General features: G+C 45.5%; 19 protein-coding genes. 13 read left to right on the forward strand and 6 right to left on the reverse strand.

Features of this window, described 5'->3' with window-relative positions; all coding sequences use genetic code 11:
• Positions 1 to 54 precede the first annotated feature (54 nt).
• Complete coding sequence (locus KNO96_RS09735) at positions 55 to 357, reverse strand: PepSY domain-containing protein (RefSeq protein WP_012726763.1); 303 nt, start codon at positions 355 to 357, stop codon at positions 55 to 57.
• 138 nt (positions 358 to 495) lie between these two features.
• Between KNO96_RS09735 and KNO96_RS09740 the strand changes: the two genes are divergently transcribed.
• Both KNO96_RS09740 and KNO96_RS09745 read left to right on the forward strand, forming a co-directional pair.
• Complete coding sequence (locus KNO96_RS09740; RefSeq protein WP_026825564.1) at positions 496 to 1,569, forward strand: M42 family metallopeptidase; 1,074 nt, start codon at positions 496 to 498, stop codon at positions 1,567 to 1,569.
• Positions 1,570 to 1,722: 153 nt separating this feature from the next.
• Positions 1,723 to 2,739, forward strand: a complete 1,017-nt coding sequence (locus tag KNO96_RS09745) for a PTS sugar transporter subunit IIC (protein WP_214703491.1) — start codon at positions 1,723 to 1,725, stop codon at positions 2,737 to 2,739.
• 36 nt (positions 2,740 to 2,775) lie between these two features.
• On the opposite strand, the gene KNO96_RS09750 is transcribed toward KNO96_RS09745, so the two are convergent.
• Positions 2,776 to 3,108, reverse strand: a complete 333-nt coding sequence (locus KNO96_RS09750; RefSeq protein WP_214703492.1) for a hypothetical protein — start codon at positions 3,106 to 3,108, stop codon at positions 2,776 to 2,778.
• Positions 3,109 to 3,224: 116 nt separating this feature from the next.
• Between KNO96_RS09750 and KNO96_RS09755 the strand changes: the two genes are divergently transcribed.
• The 6 genes from KNO96_RS09755 (at position 3,225) to KNO96_RS09780 (ending at position 7,714) form a co-directional block, all read left to right on the forward strand.
• On the forward strand, positions 3,225 to 3,536 hold the full coding sequence (locus KNO96_RS09755) for a thioredoxin family protein (protein ID WP_214703493.1): 312 nt from the start codon (positions 3,225 to 3,227) through the stop codon (positions 3,534 to 3,536).
• A 6-nt stretch (positions 3,537 to 3,542) separates the two neighbouring features.
• A complete protein-coding gene (locus KNO96_RS09760) occupies positions 3,543 to 4,337 on the forward strand; it encodes a DUF1444 family protein (RefSeq protein WP_214703494.1) in 795 nt (264 codons plus the stop codon).
• A gap of 54 nt (positions 4,338 to 4,391) precedes the next feature.
• Positions 4,392 to 5,006 (forward strand): YtpR family tRNA-binding protein, encoded by a 615-nt coding sequence (ytpR, locus tag KNO96_RS09765; RefSeq protein WP_026825569.1) that lies wholly within the window; start codon positions 4,392 to 4,394, stop codon positions 5,004 to 5,006.
• A gap of 54 nt (positions 5,007 to 5,060) precedes the next feature.
• Positions 5,061 to 5,768: a hypothetical protein gene (locus KNO96_RS09770; protein ID WP_214703495.1), complete on the forward strand. Its 708-nt coding sequence runs from the start codon at positions 5,061 to 5,063 to the stop codon at positions 5,766 to 5,768.
• An 85-nt stretch (positions 5,769 to 5,853) separates the two neighbouring features.
• Entirely contained in the window at positions 5,854 to 7,161 is a 1,308-nt protein-coding gene (gene murC / locus KNO96_RS09775; protein WP_214703496.1) for a UDP-N-acetylmuramate--L-alanine ligase, read from the forward strand.
• A 100-nt stretch (positions 7,162 to 7,261) separates the two neighbouring features.
• Positions 7,262 to 7,714 carry a Dps family protein gene (locus KNO96_RS09780; RefSeq protein ID WP_026825572.1) on the forward strand — a complete coding sequence of 151 codons (453 nt, stop codon included), beginning with the start codon at positions 7,262 to 7,264 and terminating at the stop codon, positions 7,712 to 7,714.
• A 38-nt stretch (positions 7,715 to 7,752) separates the two neighbouring features.
• Here KNO96_RS09780 and KNO96_RS09785 read toward each other — a convergent pair whose 3' ends face one another.
• The gene (locus KNO96_RS09785; protein ID WP_214703497.1) at positions 7,753 to 8,865 is read right to left on the reverse strand and encodes an aminopeptidase; all 1,113 of its coding nucleotides are present in this window, start codon (positions 8,863 to 8,865) and stop codon (positions 7,753 to 7,755) included.
• 169 nt (positions 8,866 to 9,034) lie between these two features.
• On the opposite strand from KNO96_RS09785, the gene KNO96_RS09790 reads away from it, so the two are divergent.
• The 4 genes from KNO96_RS09790 (at position 9,035) to ccpA (ending at position 12,482) form a co-directional block, all read left to right on the forward strand.
• On the forward strand, positions 9,035 to 9,547 hold the full coding sequence (locus KNO96_RS09790) for a DUF948 domain-containing protein (RefSeq protein WP_026825574.1): 513 nt from the start codon (positions 9,035 to 9,037) through the stop codon (positions 9,545 to 9,547).
• A 21-nt stretch (positions 9,548 to 9,568) separates the two neighbouring features.
• Positions 9,569 to 10,117, forward strand: a complete 549-nt coding sequence (locus KNO96_RS09795; protein ID WP_214703498.1) for a YtxH domain-containing protein — start codon at positions 9,569 to 9,571, stop codon at positions 10,115 to 10,117.
• A 132-nt stretch (positions 10,118 to 10,249) separates the two neighbouring features.
• The gene (locus tag KNO96_RS09800) at positions 10,250 to 11,341 is read left to right on the forward strand and encodes a bifunctional 3-deoxy-7-phosphoheptulonate synthase/chorismate mutase (RefSeq protein ID WP_214699218.1); all 1,092 of its coding nucleotides are present in this window, start codon (positions 10,250 to 10,252) and stop codon (positions 11,339 to 11,341) included.
• Between the two features lie 127 nt (positions 11,342 to 11,468).
• Complete coding sequence (gene ccpA / locus KNO96_RS09805) at positions 11,469 to 12,482, forward strand: catabolite control protein A (RefSeq protein WP_214703499.1); 1,014 nt, start codon at positions 11,469 to 11,471, stop codon at positions 12,480 to 12,482.
• A gap of 45 nt (positions 12,483 to 12,527) precedes the next feature.
• Here the strand turns inward: ccpA and KNO96_RS09810 are convergent, their stop codons facing one another.
• From KNO96_RS09810 to KNO96_RS09820, 3 genes are read right to left on the reverse strand one after another with little or no spacing between them, the layout of a single operon-like run.
• Entirely contained in the window at positions 12,528 to 13,697 is a 1,170-nt protein-coding gene (locus KNO96_RS09810; RefSeq protein ID WP_214703500.1) for an acetoin utilization protein AcuC, read from the reverse strand.
• Entirely contained in the window at positions 13,694 to 14,326 is a 633-nt protein-coding gene (locus KNO96_RS09815; protein WP_214699215.1) for an acetoin utilization AcuB family protein, read from the reverse strand. The genes KNO96_RS09810 and KNO96_RS09815 overlap by 4 nt, the downstream gene beginning before the upstream one ends.
• Positions 14,327 to 14,338: 12 nt before the next feature.
• Positions 14,339 to 14,968 carry a GNAT family N-acetyltransferase gene (locus KNO96_RS09820; protein ID WP_214703501.1) on the reverse strand — a complete coding sequence of 210 codons (630 nt, stop codon included), beginning with the start codon at positions 14,966 to 14,968 and terminating at the stop codon, positions 14,339 to 14,341.
• A 154-nt stretch (positions 14,969 to 15,122) separates the two neighbouring features.
• On the opposite strand from KNO96_RS09820, the gene acsA reads away from it, so the two are divergent.
• On the forward strand, positions 15,123 to 16,829 hold the full coding sequence (gene acsA, locus KNO96_RS09825; protein WP_214703502.1) for an acetate--CoA ligase: 1,707 nt from the start codon (positions 15,123 to 15,125) through the stop codon (positions 16,827 to 16,829).
• The last annotated feature ends 112 nt before the right edge of the window (positions 16,830 to 16,941 follow it).

Here is a 16,941-nt window from a genome sequence, read left to right on the forward strand (position 1 = left end):
ACTCTTTCACTAGAACTAAACAAAAAACCGACGAATGATTCGTCGGTTTTTTTGTCATGCATATTCGAGTAAAGCGCCAGTCTCAGAGTCGACTGTGAACTCGTACGTTTTTTCTTCGTCGTTCTCAAGAACCGAGATTCCACCTTTGTAGACGTCGTATTCACGACCATCATATGTGTAAATCTCAGGTGATGCAGAAATCCATGCCCCTTGGACATGACCTTTAGCTGAGAAAGCACGTTTTGTGTATTCTAACGCGTTTTCTGCAGATAAGCTACGTTCATCTAAAGCTTTTTTCGTCATAAGTGCGGCAATGACGGCCACCCCGATTCCAATAAACCAATACCTTTTTTTCATATGACTACCTCCCCTTGAACTATGGCTATCATGTACATCGTACCAAAACCTGTACCCGAATGGAATGAAAAGCATTCGCATCCTATCAAAACTTTTGTATATAATGAGACAAGAACGGTTAGGAAAGGATGATAAAAGATGGATCAGAAGACGAGAGATTTATTTAAGACGTTAACAGAATTACCAGGTGCACCGGGGTTTGAGTCAGAAGTCCGTCAGTTCGTACGTGAACGGATCGAACCACATTCGGATGAAATTGTAACGGATGGCATCGGGTCGATTTTTGGGAAGCGTGTTGGAGACGAGACAGGCCCGAAAGTCATGGTAGCGGGTCACATGGATGAGGTTGCCTTCATGGTGACGCGCATCACTGAAAACGGAATGCTTTACATACAACCGCTCGGTGGATGGTGGAGTCAAGTGCTTATGGCACAACGGTTTGATATCATCACATCGAACGGTAAGATTCCGGGGGTCGTCGCTTCGACACCGCCTCATTTATTAGGTCCAGATGCGATGAGTAAGCCGATGGACATCAAGCAGATGTTTATCGATATCGGGGCAGATTCAAAAGAGGAAGCAGAGTCTTGGGGAGTGCGTCCGGGTGTTCCTGCGGTGCCGACGAGCGCGTTCACACCACTTCATCACCCTAAAAAAATTATGGCGAAAGCATGGGATAACCGTTATGGTGTTGGTCTTGCTGTCGAACTACTAGAAGAAACGACAAAAGTCGATCATCCAAACATTTTGTTCTCTGGGGCCACGGTACAGGAAGAAGTGGGATTGCGTGGAGCGCAAACGGCATCTGAATTGATAGAGCCGGATGTGGCACTCGTTCTTGACGCATCACCGGCGAACGATGCATCGGGAAGCAAGACGGAGTTTGGGCAGCTCGGTGAGGGTGCTTTGATTCGAATCTTAGATCGGGTCATGGTCATGTCACCCGAAATGCGTGACTTCTTGCTCGATACTGCCTCAGACGAAAACATCAAGACACAGTATTTTGTCTCTCCAGGTGGTACCGATGCGGGTCGTGTGCACATGAGCGGTGAAGGTGTACCGACAGCCGTGATCGGTGTCGCATCACGCTATATTCATACACATGCCTCTATTCTTCATACAGATGACTACGATGCAGCGAAAGCGTTACTGAAAGCGTTGGTCAAACGACTTGACCGTTCGACGCTCGAAACGCTCCGTCCGTCTCGCTAAGTGCACGTGCCGTTCACTCATGATTTTGAGTGAACGGTTTTTTTTATACGGCTGTTCTTGCTATTTCAGGTAAAAACTTTATACTGATAGAGGTGTTTATACATTATTTTTACTTATGACAAGACACCTGTAAAAGTGTAAGGAGGATGTCCCGTGTTAAAGAAAAAAGGAATTTCACTCAGCCCGTCTCTCTATTTTGTGACGGCACTAAGTTATATGGCACTTGGTTTATTCAGTACGTTGATTATCGGTCTGATCATGAAGACGATCGGGGGTCAACTCGATGGTACTGCACTCGCAGGAGTGAGCGGCACATTTATACAAATAGGTGAGGTGGCTATGAGTCTGACAGGTCCGGCCATCGGGATTGCGATTGCGTATGCTCTTGAGGCACCACCGCTTATTCTATTTTCAGCTCTCGTCGTTGGAGCGTTCGGATATGAATTTGGACCTGCGGGTAGTTACGTCGCCACAATTCTAGCCGTCGAATCTTCAAAACTCGTTTCAAAATCAACGAAGTTGGATATTTTAGTGACGCCGTTTACGACAATTGCAGTCGGATTCTTCACCGCGACGTACATTGGGAAATATGTCGGAATGTTCATGACACAGCTCGGAAGTTGGATTGAATGGGGAACGGAGCAGCAACCGTTATTCATGGGTATCGTTGTAGCAACATTGATGGGGGTAGCCTTGACCGCCCCGATTTCAAGTGCAGCCATCGCACTGATGCTCGGTTTAAATGGCGTTGCAGCGGGTGCTGCGACAGTTGGCTGTGCCGCTCAAATGATTGGATTTGCCATCACGAGTTATCGAGATAATGGAGTTGGTGGAGCACTTGCTCAAGGGATTGGAACCTCGATGCTTCAAGTTGGGAACATCGTGAAAAACCCTTGGATTCTTCTTCCCCCAACATTAGCCGGGGCTGTACTGGCACCCATCGCGATTCTGTTATTTGAATTGGAAAGTGTAGCTGCAGGGGCAGGCATGGGAACAAGTGGACTCGTAGGTCCAATCGTCATGCTCGAAACGATGGGGTTTAGTTGGTACACGTTGATTGTCGTTCTTGGTTTCTTAATTGTCGGACCAGCCTTGTTGAGTTACGCGATCTATGCAGTATTGCGGAGGACCGGAAGAATTCAACCGAATGATTTAAAGATTGATTATTAAAAAAGAGCATCGTTTCAACGAAACGATGCTCTTTTTTCATCCAATCCCGAACCACATTTTAACCGACTCTACCGTTTCCCGAGGGACACGAAAGCTAATAAGGAATAGCGTGAGGACAATCACGTAGATTGGAAGTAGAAAACGTTTTCGTACGATTGGCAAATGTCGGACCAGTTGTTTTAACCATTTTTCGAGAACATAAATGATGGCAAATCCGACAACGAGCCAAATTAAAATTTCCAATCTCGTTTTATCGGTGTCAATAAATAAATATCCGTATCGCAAAATGGCAAGCATTCCGAAAACACCGACCATTTGTTCAAGGGGGTGTTTCATTTCAGGATTTAATTTTGTACGCGTTAACTTCATTTGATTTCACCTGTTTCAACTAGTTTCGGTTTTGATTATAACAAACAGGAGAGCAGAATGTGCGACTTGACTTATGCTATTATAAGTGAGGAAAACACGGACAGGAGTGGTCAATTATGAAACAATTATCAACAACGACAGAATATATGGAAGCAAAAGAATCGAAAAGCATTTTCATGTTCTCAGCAAAATGGTGTGGGGATTGCCGATTCCTCGACCCATTCATGCCAAACATCGAGAAAAAATTCGAGACATGGACGTTTTATTATGTAGACCGTGACGAGTTTATGGAACTTGCGCAAGAACTTGATATTTTCGGGATCCCAAGCTTTGTTGCGTTTGAGAACGGCAAAGAAATCGATCGATATGTCGGTCGAGAACGAAAGACACCCGAACAGGTCGAAGATTTCTTGAACGGGTTAGGGTGAGGATATATGGAACGGAATGAGTTGAGACGTTATTTAGAATCAAACTTCAAAGCGGATTATCGTACTTCTTATGACCGTGAGAATGAAGTGTTGCGCGTCGAAAGAAGGTCAGATCGCTTCGGTGTGAATATTCGTCTCGCACCAATTGTGGCAAAAGCAAAAACTCGTGGAAAAGTGGCGGTCGATGAGGTAATCGAATATATCGAATCGGCGATGAAGGCAGATGATCAAATCTCACTCTCAGGAAATATGGATGTTATTTATCCAGTTATTCGTTCGAACTCGTTCGCGAAAACCACAAAAAATGGAGAGTCTCTTGTGTTCACTCCGCATACGGCAGAAACTGCTATCTTCTATGCGTTGGATCGAGGGAACGGCTATCGATTGATTGAAGAAAGGCACCTTTCGGAAGATTTGGACGCCTCATTAATTGAACGAACAGCTCGAGAAAATATTAAAAAATTGCCGACTGAGATGAAGCAAGATGAGGTCGCAGGTAATCCATTCTACTTTCTTTCTACCCGAGATGGGTACGAAGCGTCTCGTATTTTAAATGATGACTTTCTTCGGATGATGGAGCGTCGGGTCGAAGGGGATATGCTCGTTGGTGTTCCGCACCAAGATGTGATGATCATAGCGGATATACGAAATGATCAAGGATATGATGCGATGCAACAACTGATGTTTGATTTCTTCACAAATGGTCGTATCCCAGTGACTGCACTTGCCTTTCATTATGAAGCAGGGCAACTTGAACCGATTTTTATTGTCGGAAAAAAGACCCCGCCATCGAACACATAATCTGATAAAATAAGTGAGATGAGTTTGAAAGAAAGGACGTATGAACGTATGCAAATGAATGTGTTTTATAACCGAGAAGGAATCGGCGATGTACTCATGGTGTTGTTAAAAGAAGGAGAACGGCACCATCAATCTGTCGAGCGGGTGAGAGATGTCGCTATTATCAAATCCGTAGACGGAGAAGTAAATGGGTATAATCTATTCGAAGCAAGTCAACATTTTGACGTCTCGGAGTGGAATGGTCCGGTTGATTTGACGGCCGAATTGGTTGAACAATTGCGTGCCGTCTTGAGCGATAATGGCATCGAGGAGGACTTCTCTTGGGCAGATGTGACTCCTAAGTTCGTCATAGGCTATGTCGAAAGCGCGGAAAAACATCCGGATGCCGACAAATTATCGATATGCCAAGTACAAATCGATCAGGGCACTGTGCAAATCGTGTGTGGTGCACCGAATGTAGCGACAGGACAGAAAGTGGTCGTAGCGAAACCCGGTGCAGTCATGCCGACAGGGTTAATTATCCGACCATCCGCACTCCGTGGAGAGAGTTCGCACGGGATGATTTGTTCTGCCCGTGAATTAAACCTTCCGAATGCTCCACAGGAAAAAGGAATTTTAGTGTTAGATGACGAATATGAAGTAGGTACAGCATTTGAAATCGGTCGCTAAACTCGACCGATTTTTTGTTAAATATGGATTGAGCGAAAAAGCGAGGAATCAAGTATGGATGCATATGAACGTTCAATGAAACGACAAGCAGAACGAATTAAAAGAGAGCTATCGAAAGAAGGACAGACAGTATCTCATCCACCTAAGGTAGAGGTCACCGATGAACTTGTCCCCACAGACGTCCCATCACCAATTTACGGGTATGCGCGCCCAAAGCCGAAGATTGTACTTCCAGCCGAACATTCTCCTGAGACGAGAGAGGCGATTGAGACGATTATGGAATCCGAGCCATCACAATCAGCAGATTCGACCCGGGATGTAGCGTGTGAGTCTAAAGTTGAGCATCACTTGAGTGAAGAACAGACCGAATCGATTTCCGAGGAAATGATTGTTGAAGAAAAATCAATACTCGGTGAAGTCTCTATAACGGATAACGGTTTTTCTTCAGTCTTTATGCAATCAACAGATTTATCCCATTCGAATAAAGAAACAATCGTGGAAGCTTTACATGATGTTGCAACACATGACAATTTAAATATCGACGGCTCTGCAGAGAAGGTCGGACCATCAATTGAACAGATTGCAGAGAGATTACAAACACCATCTGAGCAACAAGAACTACCAACGAATACAGATTTGACACCTGCAGTTCAAGTATCGTTCAAAGCTGATCAACCCCCTGTAAATGTAATGATGACGCCAAAAGATCGCATGGCCATGTATCGTAACCGACGACTTGCACAAAAAAACAATAATCTGTAATAGCATGACTTCATGAGTTTTGCTATAATGACAAAGGTTTGTCGCATTTTGACGAGCCGCAATGAATTAGGGGGGCTATTTACAGATGAACCGTTATCACTTCGTCGGAATTAAAGGAACGGGCATGAGTCCTTTAGCTCAAATTTTATTTGATATGAACAATGAAGTCCGTGGATCGGACGTTGAAAAAGCATTTTTTACAGAAGAAGCATTGAAACGAAAAGGGATTGAAATTTTGCCATTCGATCCTGAAAATATTTCTGAAGACCAAATCATCGTACAAGGAAATGCGTTCAGTGATGATCACCCAGAAATCGTCCGAGCACGCGAACTTGGCTTGACGATTTATAAGTATTATGAATTTTTAGGTGAACTCGCCGACCATTATACAAGTGTGGCGATTACAGGATCGCACGGTAAAACGTCAACAACCGGTTTACTCGCACACGTAATGCGTGGCATCGAGCCGACATCATTTTTAATCGGTGACGGAACGGGCGAAGGTGTTGCAGGTTCAAAGAATTTTGTATTCGAAGCTTGTGAATATAAGCGTCATTTCTTATACTATCGTCCAGACTATGCCATTATGACGAATATCGACTTTGATCATTCGGACTATTTTTCTGGTCTAAACGATGTTATCGATGCGTTCCAAGAAATGGCGAAGCAAGTGAAGAAAGGAATCATTGCCTGTGGTGATGACGAGAATCTTCAACAAATTCAAGCAAACGTTCCACTCGTCTATTATGGATTTGGGGATCATAACGATTTTCGTGTAGAAAATGTTGATTCGACTGAAAACGGAACAACATTTGAAGTCTTCTTACGCGATGATTTTTATGGGACGTTCCGCATTCCTGGATACGGAGATCATAGTGTGCTGAATGCACTTGCAGTCATTGCGACATGTGACTATGAGAACTTATCGAAAGAGTTAGTGAAAGAGCGCCTTGAAACATTCAACGGTGTGAAACGTCGGTTTAGTGAATCGGTGTTAAATGATCAAGTGCTCGTCGATGACTATGCGCATCATCCGCGTGAAATTAGTGCGACGATTGAAGCAGCACGCAAAAAGTATGGGGAACGAGAAGTCGTGGCGATTTTCCAACCGCATACGTACACGCGCTTAAAATCATTCATGGATGATTTTGCAACGGCATTGGCTGAAGCAGATACAGTATATCTTTGTGATATTTTCGGTTCAGCACGTGAACAAGAAGGAACCGTCACAATCGAGGACCTTCAGTCACGAATTGATGGTGCACATATTTTAAAGCGTGGCGGTACGAGCGTCTTACGTGATCATAATGAAGCAGTGCTACTATTCATGGGTGCGGGCGACATTCAAACGTATCAACGTGAATATGAAGAAGTGGTGAAACTTGAAGCATGAGATTGAGGGGGAGACGAATGTTTCTCCTTTTTTTATGTTTAGCTATTCAAAATCTCGGTAATAGTAGTATCGATTGAATTTTGCAAAGGAGATGTTTTGAATGGCTAGTCAAGGTGCACTCAATACGTTAAACAAAGAAGTGGCGAACTATGGGCTGTTATTTGTGAAGCTCCATAATTATCATTGGTATATCAATGGTCCTCACTTCTTTACGTATCATGAGAAACTAGAAGAGCTCTACAACCTAGTGGCAGAGCTTTACGATGACGTAGCAGAGCGACTTCTCATGAACGACGGGGAACCGTTTGCGACGATGAAAGAGTATTTAGAACACTCAACGCTAAAAGAGGGCGATCGTCACGCTGAAACAGAACAGATGATCAAAGACATCATCAACGACTTCAAACAAATCCGTCAAGAGATGCAGGATTCGATGGAGAAATTTGAAGATGGAGATGAAGCGATTGAAGATACATTCGTTTCTCATATTGAACGACTCGAAAAAGAGATTTGGATGATGTCTGCCGCACTCGGCAAAAAAACGAAGCTGTAACATAAAAATGGTGCGCCTACGTTAGGCACACCATTTTTTTATTTTAAGTTTTCTGGATTCAGTGGAAGTAAAGCATCGATGACGAAGCGACCGTCTTTCCGAATGAGTTGATCGTCGAACCAAATTTCACCGCCGCCATAATCTGGGCGCTGGATGTTGACAAGGTCCCAGTGGACGGACGAGTTGTTGCCGTTATAGGCATCATCGTACGCTTGACCTGGGGTGAAGTGGAAGCTTCCGTCAATTTTCTCATCGAATAGAATATCTTTCATCGGGTGCTGGATGTATGGGTTCACACCGATTGCAAACTCACCGACATAACGAGCGCCTTCATCTGTGTTGAACACTTCGTTGATGCGTTCTGTGTTATTGGCTGTCGCATCCACAATCTTACCATCTTTGAATGTCAGTTTCACATTTTCAAACGTGAATCCTTGATATGGAGATGGTGTGTTATAAGTAATGACCCCGTTAACCGAATCTATTACCGGAGCCGTGAATACTTCACCGTCGGGGATGTTCATTTGGCCAGAACACTTGATGGCGGGGATGTCTTGGATTGAGAATGAAATGTCTGTACCAGGTCCAATTAACGTGACGCGGTCTGTCTTGTTCATCAACTCGACCAATGCATCCATCGCTCGGTCCATTTTTCCGTAATCTAATGTACACACATTAAAATAGAAGTCCTCGAACGCTTCCGTCGATTTTCCTGCAAGTTGTGCCATTGATGGGGATGGATAGCGTAACACGACCCATTTTGTTCCTTTGACGCGGTCTTCCGTATGCATTTTCCCGAGTGTGGCACCAACGAGTTTTTGTTGCTCACTCGGGACGTCTGAAAGCTCGTTGATATTATCACCAGCACGTAAGCCGATATAGGCATCCATTGCCTGCATCTGTTTACGTTCGATGTCGGCCATAAGTTCGAGTTGCTCTCGGCTTGCGCCCGTATATAACTTACGTAAGATACGGCTCTCTTTCAACAAGACGAACGGATGTCCTCCTGCTTCATAAGCTTTTTCGACGAGCGCCTCAACAAGCGCCTCCTCCACTCCGAAATTCTCGATCAGTACCTTTTCCCCCTGCTGAAGCTGGACAGAATAATTGATTAAACCGTCCGCTAATTGTGTAATTCTTGAATCTCTCACACGATCACCCCTAATTATTTTTATGAATTTCTATTTTAGTGTAATCGAAAACATAAAAACGGGTAAAGGAATAATCAGACCGAATGGCGAAAACGGTTGTAGCAAATCTTTTCAGTCATAATGGTGCTATAATGAAACAAGAAACGATTGAATAGGAGGAATGAATTGAATGGAAATTACATTAGGAGGCATTGCTGGCCTAATTGCGGCACTCGCATTTGTCGTACTCGTTATTTTCTTGGCGCGTGTTTTATCAAATGTAAACCGTACCCTTGGAAGCGTCGCCAATACGACCGAAAATTTAGAACGCCAGCTCGATGGAATCACGATGGAAGTGACGGCGCTCTTACATAAGACGAACCGTCTCGTGGATAATGTGGAAGAGAAGACTGAATTGCTCGCTCCTGTTGCCCACGCTCTTGACGAACTAGGGACATCACTGAACGAGGTTACTGAGTCAGTTCGTACTGTGTCGACTTCTGTTCACTCGGCAGCTGACGAAAATAAGGAGCAGATTGCTCAAGCCGTTCGATGGGGATCGGTTGCGGTTGAACTATTTAAAAAGAATAAACCGGAATCGTCAACTTCAAAAGAACGTCCACGACGTCGTACACGTCGTGAAAAGAAAGAAGAAACACCTGTATCACCTGATATGATTAATACAGATGATACGATTAAATAAATATCAGGGAGGAACTCACACATGATAGACCAAAAGCAACCAACAGAACAGAATCATTCAAGCGGTGGATTTTTGACGGGTGTCATTCTCGGAGGGATTGTCGGGGCTGCAGTCGCTTTATTGACTTCACCGAAAAGCGGGCGAGAAGTAAGAACGTACCTTGACGAAAAGACGTCGACATCACGCGAAAGGTTGACTGTCAAATCGAAAGAGATGCGTGAAAAAGCAGAGCCGGTCGTTGGGGAATGGATCAAAGTAGCTAGTGACAAGGCGGCACCAGTCCTTAATATCGTAAAAGATAAGGCACGTGAAGCAGCCGAACTAAAGCAACAAATGAATGAGGAAGACCTTTCGATTGAAGAGGCGATGGAAAAAGCGGATCAACTCGTCGCAGAAGCGGAATCAGAAGTGAAAGAACAGATGGACCGCGCGACCGAGGAAGAGACGACGAACACATCAGATGAATCTGCATCAGACGATTCTCTTGAAGCGCCGGTCAGGGAGTTGCTTGACGATGAGTCAAAAGAAGAACTTGCTGACTTGAAGAAAGACCTCAAAAAAGAAGAGTGACACGTTAGGGCCGAATGCGTTCGGTCCTTTTTTGGTGATTTTGTGACGTAAAACGTTTCCTTATGACAAAGCGCACAAAGTTCGATATAATTAGGAATCTGGAAAGAACGGCTTAGGAATGAGAGGGAAAATATGAGTCCACAAGATCAGTTGAATCGATTACGTCGAGAAATGGATGAATTGAACCATGAAATGCTCGACTTGCTTAGTCGGCGTGGTGCACTTGCCGTAGAAATCGGAAAAATTAAACGTCTTCAAGGCGTTGAACGATATGATCCGGTCCGGGAACGTGAGATGCTTGATTTCATTGCTTCTTCCAACCAAGGACCGTTTGAAACGTCACGTCTCCAACATATTTTTAAAGAAGTATTCAAAGCGTCTGCTGAATTACAAGGTGAAGACCGTGACAAAACGTTACTTGTTTCTCGTAAACGTCAACCGGAAGATACGTTGGTCCATTTGAAGGACGTGACCATTGGGAACGGGCGTCCACAGTTAATTGCGGGGCCTTGTGCTGTTGAATCGTTTGAACAAGTGAATGCGGTCGCTGAGAAGCTCGCGTTGTCCGGAGTGAAGGTGATGCGGGGTGGTGCTTATAAACCTCGAACTTCACCGTACGACTTCCAAGGATTGGGTTTTGAAGGGTTGAAATTGTTGAAGACAGCGGCTGACCGACATGATTTACGAGTGATCACAGAAATTATGACACCAGGTGCGGTTGAATCAGCATTGCCCTATGTCGACATCATTCAAGTCGGCGCGCGGAACATGCAAAATTTCGATTTGCTAAAAGAAGTCGGGAAGACGGACAAACCAGTCTTGTTGAAGCGTGGATTATCCGCTACAATCGAAGAGTTCATTTACGCGGCAGAGTACATTATGTCTAGTGGAAACAGTCAGGTCATCTTGTGCGAGCGGGGCATTCGAACGTATGAGCGCGCTACTCGCAATACGTTAGACATTACCGCGGTACCGATTTTGAAACAAGAGACGCATTTACCTGTCATGGTAGATGTGACGCATTCAACAGGTCGTCGTGATTTGTTGTTGCCGGCTGCAAAAGCAGCACTTGCCATCGGGGCAGATGGTGTGATGGTAGAGGTACACCCAAATCCTGCGATTGCGTTATCGGATGCGCAACAACAATTGGACTTCGATCAATTTGATCAATTTGTGGAAGGACTGACTGTCCAGTTTCCTCAACTTGATTTGGTGAAAAAGTAAGCTTTCCAAATGGAAACGTTTTATATCGCATGAAGACAGGGTAAACTGATGACAGATACCTGTCTTCCTTTTTTAAGATGTTTTATGAAAACTTTTTGAAAATCAGGACTTGTAGGAGGAGTAATTTATGAATAGTAGTAACGTAACAATTTATGATGTTGCACGAGAAGCCGGGGTGTCGATGGCCACCGTCTCACGTGTCGTCAACGGAAACCCGAATGTCAAACCAACGACACGAAAGAAGGTACAAGATGCAATCGATCGTCTCGGATATCGTCCGAATGCTGTCGCGCGTGGACTTGCGAGTAAGAAAACCACAACGGTCGGTGTCATCGTACCGGACATTTCAAATATTTTCTTTGCCGATTTGGCACGAGGGATTGAAGATGTTGCAACGATGTATAAATACAACATCATCCTTGGTAACTCGGATTCAAGTCGTGACAAGGAAATCCATTTACTGAACACGTTGTTAGGGAAGCAAGTCGACGGCATCATCTTCATGGGTGGGCGTTTGCACGAGGACCTCGTTGAAGAGTTCAAAAAATCACCGGTCCCAATTGTTCTCGCAGCGACGTTAAATCAAGGATATGACCTTCCTGCGGTCAACATCGATTATGAGCAGGCCGCATATGATGCAACCCAAATGTTAATTAACCACGGACATGATCGTGTCGGATTCATTACGGGACCGCTTGAGCAACAAATCAATGGCGAAAAGAAATTTGCCGGGTACCGTCGTGCGCTTGAAGATGAGGGTCTTCCATTCCATGAGAATGATATGATTCTTGGGAATTACACATACGCATCAGGACTTGAAGCGATGCAAAAAATGTTGCAGCGCGATGATTGCCCGAAGGCGATTTTTGCCGGGACAGACGAGATGGCTCTTGGAGTCATCCATGCGATTCAAGATGCCGGCTACTCGGTTCCGAACGACTTTGAAGTCGTTGGTCACGATAACACGCGCCTTGCGACCATGATTCGTCCGAAGTTGACGACAGTCGTACAACCGATGTATGATATCGGAGCTGTAGCGATGCGTCTCTTGACGAAAATTTTAAATGCGGAAGAGATTGAGGAGAAAAACGTCGTTCTCCCTCACCGAATCGAACGCCGTGACTCGCTTCGACAAGACTAACAAAGAGCCTCCCCAATCATCACGTGATGATTGGGGAGGCTCTTTTCATAAATAAATAGATTTGCGGTCATTCGAAATGAATGGCCAAAACGCACGTTTTGTGACTTCCCAATTTTTCTCTTCGATTTGTTGCCGTCTCGGGATATGGTCGAACGCGTAAAGTGAATCGTCCCATCGCGAGGGCAAGGGTTGACCGGCAACACCGGACCAATGTTCAATCCATTCATCAGGAAGTTCTCCAGTATATGGTGCCTCTCTCGTCAATCCGGCCCATACTTGAGCCCAGGCGCGCGGTACGGCACGATACCAGTCGTATCCGCCACCACCGAGCGCGACGAGGCGCCCATCTGTATATTCGTCTGCCATACGAGAAGCGATTTGTGGAATTTGTTCGAACGTCCGAATTGTTGATGCCAAATGCGTAAGAGGGTCAAAGGCATGAGCATCCGCGCCATTTTGGGTCAGAATGATATCCGGTTTGAACCATTCGCATGCCTCTCGTAAGACGGTCTCATAGCATTTTAAAAATGAATCGTCTTCTGTGAATGCATCGACCGGTACGTTCCAACTATAGCCGTACCCGTTCCCGTTCCCTCGTTCCGTCACAGTTCCGGTACCTGGAAAGAGGTAGCGCCCCGTCTCATGAATGGATAACGTCATCACATCATCGTCGTCATAAAAGAGCCACTGGACCCCGTCTCCATGATGCGCATCCGTATCAACATAGAGAACGCGTGACCCGTATTGTTTCCTGACATGCGCAATGGCGACAGCGGCGTCGTTATAGACGCAAAACCCGGAAGCTTTACGCCGCATACCGTGATGTAATCCGCCTCCGACATGAAAGGCGCGCTCTCTTTTTCCGCTCGCCACGAGGTCGAGTGCATGAATCGTCCCTCCGACTAGACGAGCGGCCCCTTCATGAATCGTTGGGAAGATTGGTGTATCTTCCGTTCCGAGACCAAACTTATTCGCTTTCAAGGATGAAAGTTCCCCGGCTGCTGCTGTTTGAACAGCTTCAATGTAGTCTAAATCATGAACAAGTGCTAACTCTTCGACCGAAGCGATTGAGGGATTGATACACTCTGATTTTGAGAGCTTCCCAGAAGCAAGCAGAAGAGATGTTGTCAATTCAAGTCGTAATGGATTGAACGGATGATCCTCGTGAAAACGATAGGATGTTTCGTCTTCTCCGAATATGTAAATCGGTCTCATCGCGACATCTCCGGTCCGAGTACTTCATATCCTTCTCGTTTCAAGCGTTCAATGATGCGTAATGGATTCATCGTCTGGATGCGGAAAGAGACAATCCGTTTATAGGGATCACTCGTGGGGTGGACGAAAACGTTAATGATGTTGACGTTTGTCTTGGCGAGTAGTCGGGTCACTTTTTCGAGCGTGCCGGTCGTGTTCTCAACCAAGATTTCGATTTGTGAGCTCGGTTCGAGTGCACCAGTCAATTGTACGAAATAACGTAATAAGTCTGTCTCGGTCAGCACTCCGACGAGTTTTCCTTGTTCGACAATCGGAAGACAAGTTAGTCGATTTTCGTAAAATAAGGCAGCGGCATCTTCAAAAAAATCGAAAGGATGTGCTGTAGGAACCTCAGAGCGCATGATGCTCGATATCGGATTTTGAAAGTCAGCATTTTCACTTTCTGGGTGAAATACACTCGTCGCACCGCTCATCTCGAATTGTCCAACAATTCCGACTACTTGTCTTGCCGGATTTGTCACAATCAAATGTCTGACACGATGTTCCCGCATCAGTTTAGCGGCGTGAGCGATTGTATTAGTCGGTTGAATCGTCACGACATGTCGATTCATCATCTGTTCGATTAACATGAAATCCCCTCCTTAGTCGTACATGAATCGTCGGCGTAGCCGAAGCGAATCAAAATGATCGATTGATTCTTGTCTCACGTTCTTCCCGATTCGTGCCATTAAGCAGTTGGCAGGGTGAGAGGCGATTTCAGGGTCGTCTGTAGGGAAGAATACGAGTCCGCCATGGTTCATCATTTTCTCCATGACTTTTCGATAATCCCAAATCGAAAGTCCACTGCCCTTTAGATCCCAATGCCAATAATATTCAGTCGTTAAAATTAAGAAATCATCCATATGCGGGTCCATCATAGATACTTCAAGTAATTGCTTGCCAATCCGTTGACCACGAAAGCGTGGGCTCACCTCAATCGCACCGAGTTCAAGGATATACGGGTCGTTTCCTTCACTCCAACGCTCGTACGGGTCAGGATAGAGAAATGTCACGTAGCCGATGACGAGGTTATTTTGTCGAGCGACAATGATGCGTCCCTCTTTTAAGTCAGCAATACCGACAAGCGCTTCGTGCTGATCTTCCGGTTCGCGAAAAGCTGTTAATCCTTCATCGAGACGATACGTCTGCAACACGTCAGCTGCCACCGGACCGTCAATCGTCACTTCGCCTTGTGAGGTCTGCCACAGTTTTGAGTGATATTGTTTTTCCATTGGGTCACCACCTTTTCCATCTTATATTATAGCGCTTTCATTGCGTATGAATCACCCGTTTTGATGAATTTGGAAATTCGTTGATTTGTCATAATTTTAACACTATACTGAAAGTGGTTATACCAATCTTTACAGGGGAGGCGAATCTTTAACGATGGAAAAATTGAAAGCGTTAACAGGGGAGCATCAATTAGCGTCGTATGAAGAGGCTTGTCAGTCGTTTGAATGGACACAAGCAGAAACATTATTTTCTTGGAATTTGACGGGGAAAGTCAATTTGGCATATGAAGCAATCGATCGCCATGCAGAGAGTGAATTGGCGACAAAAGTGGCATTGCTTTATTTCGATGGGGGTCGGGAAGAGCGCTACACGTATGCGGATATGAAGAGAGAGAGTAATCGTTCTGGTAATGTTCTGAAGTCGATTGGTGTGGAGAAAGGCGACCGCGTCTTTATCTTTATGCCACGTCAGCCAGAACTTTATTTTATTTTACTCGGAGCAATCAAACTCGGAGCAATCGTCGGGCCACTGTTTGAGGCATTCATGGAACAGGCGGTTCACGACCGGTTACTCGACTCGGAAGCGAAAGTGATTGTGACGACGAAAGAACTATTGCCACGTGTCCCAGTCGACCAATTGCCACATCTTGAGACGATTTTACTCGTCGGTGACGATGTCGAGGAATCGGGAAAAGCACTCGATTACCGTAAACTCGCGAACGATGCGACAACAGATTTAGAGTTGACGTGGGTCGATCGTGAGGATGGTTTAATTTTACACTATACCTCTGGTTCGACTGGGAAGCCGAAAGGTGTTCTCCACGTCCACAACGCCATGATTCAGCATATGATGACAGGCAAATGGGTACTCGACCTTCAACCTGACGATGTTTACTGGTGTACAGCTGACCCGGGGTGGGTGACTGGGACGAGTTATGGGATTTTTGCACCGTTCTTAAACGGCGCGACAAACGTCATCGTCGGGGGACGATTCAATCCGGAATTTTGGTACTCGGTCATCGAACGATTTGGCGTAACAGTCTGGTATAGTGCACCGACAGCATTCCGCATGCTCATGGGTGCAGGCGATGAAGCGTTTGAAAAATATGACTTGTCCTCTTTACGTCATATCCTATCTGTCGGGGAGCCGTTGAACCCTGAAGTCATCCGCTGGGGACATGAGGCGTTCAACCTCCGGATCCACGATACGTGGTGGATGACAGAAACTGGGGCCATGATGATTTGTAACTACCCGACAATGGATATCAAACCAGGGTCGATGGGGAAACCGATTCCTGGATGCGAAGCGGCCATTTTGGACGACCGTGGCAAACCGCTCCCGCCGCATCGAATGGGGAACTTGGCACTCAAGACACCTTGGCCATCGATGATGCGGAAGATTTGGAAGAACGATGCGAAGTATGAGAGCTATTTCTGGGGAGATTGGTACGTATCTGGTGACTCGGCTTACATGGATGAAGACGGATACTTCTGGTTCCAAGGACGTGTCGACGATGTCATCATGACAGCGGGAGAACGAGTAGGACCGTTTGAAGTCGAAAGCCGACTCGTCGAACATCCGGCTGTCGCTGAGGCGGGCGTCATCGGAAAACCAGATCCAATTCGAGGTGAAATCATCAAAGCGTTCATCGCGCTTCGGAAAGGCTATGAGCCGTCGGATGAGTTAAAGCAAGAAATTCAGCAATTCGTCAAAGAAGGATTGGCTGCTCACGCGGCACCACGCGAAATAGAATTCAAAGACAAGCTGCCAAAAACGCGGAGTGGTAAGATTATGCGTCGCGTCTTGAAAGCTTGGGAGTTGAATCTCGAGGCCGGTGACTTATCGACGATGGAAGACTGAAGCAAAAAAGGCCGACACGAAATTGAACTGCCCCATAAAAGTTGGACATGAAAAATCCAACTTTTATGGGGTGTTTTTTATGACCAAATATTCAAAGGCATTGAAAGTCCAA

The organism is Exiguobacterium sp. s89, from assembly GCF_018617735.1.
GTDB lineage: Bacteria > Bacillota > Bacilli > Exiguobacteriales > Exiguobacteriaceae > Exiguobacterium > Exiguobacterium marinum.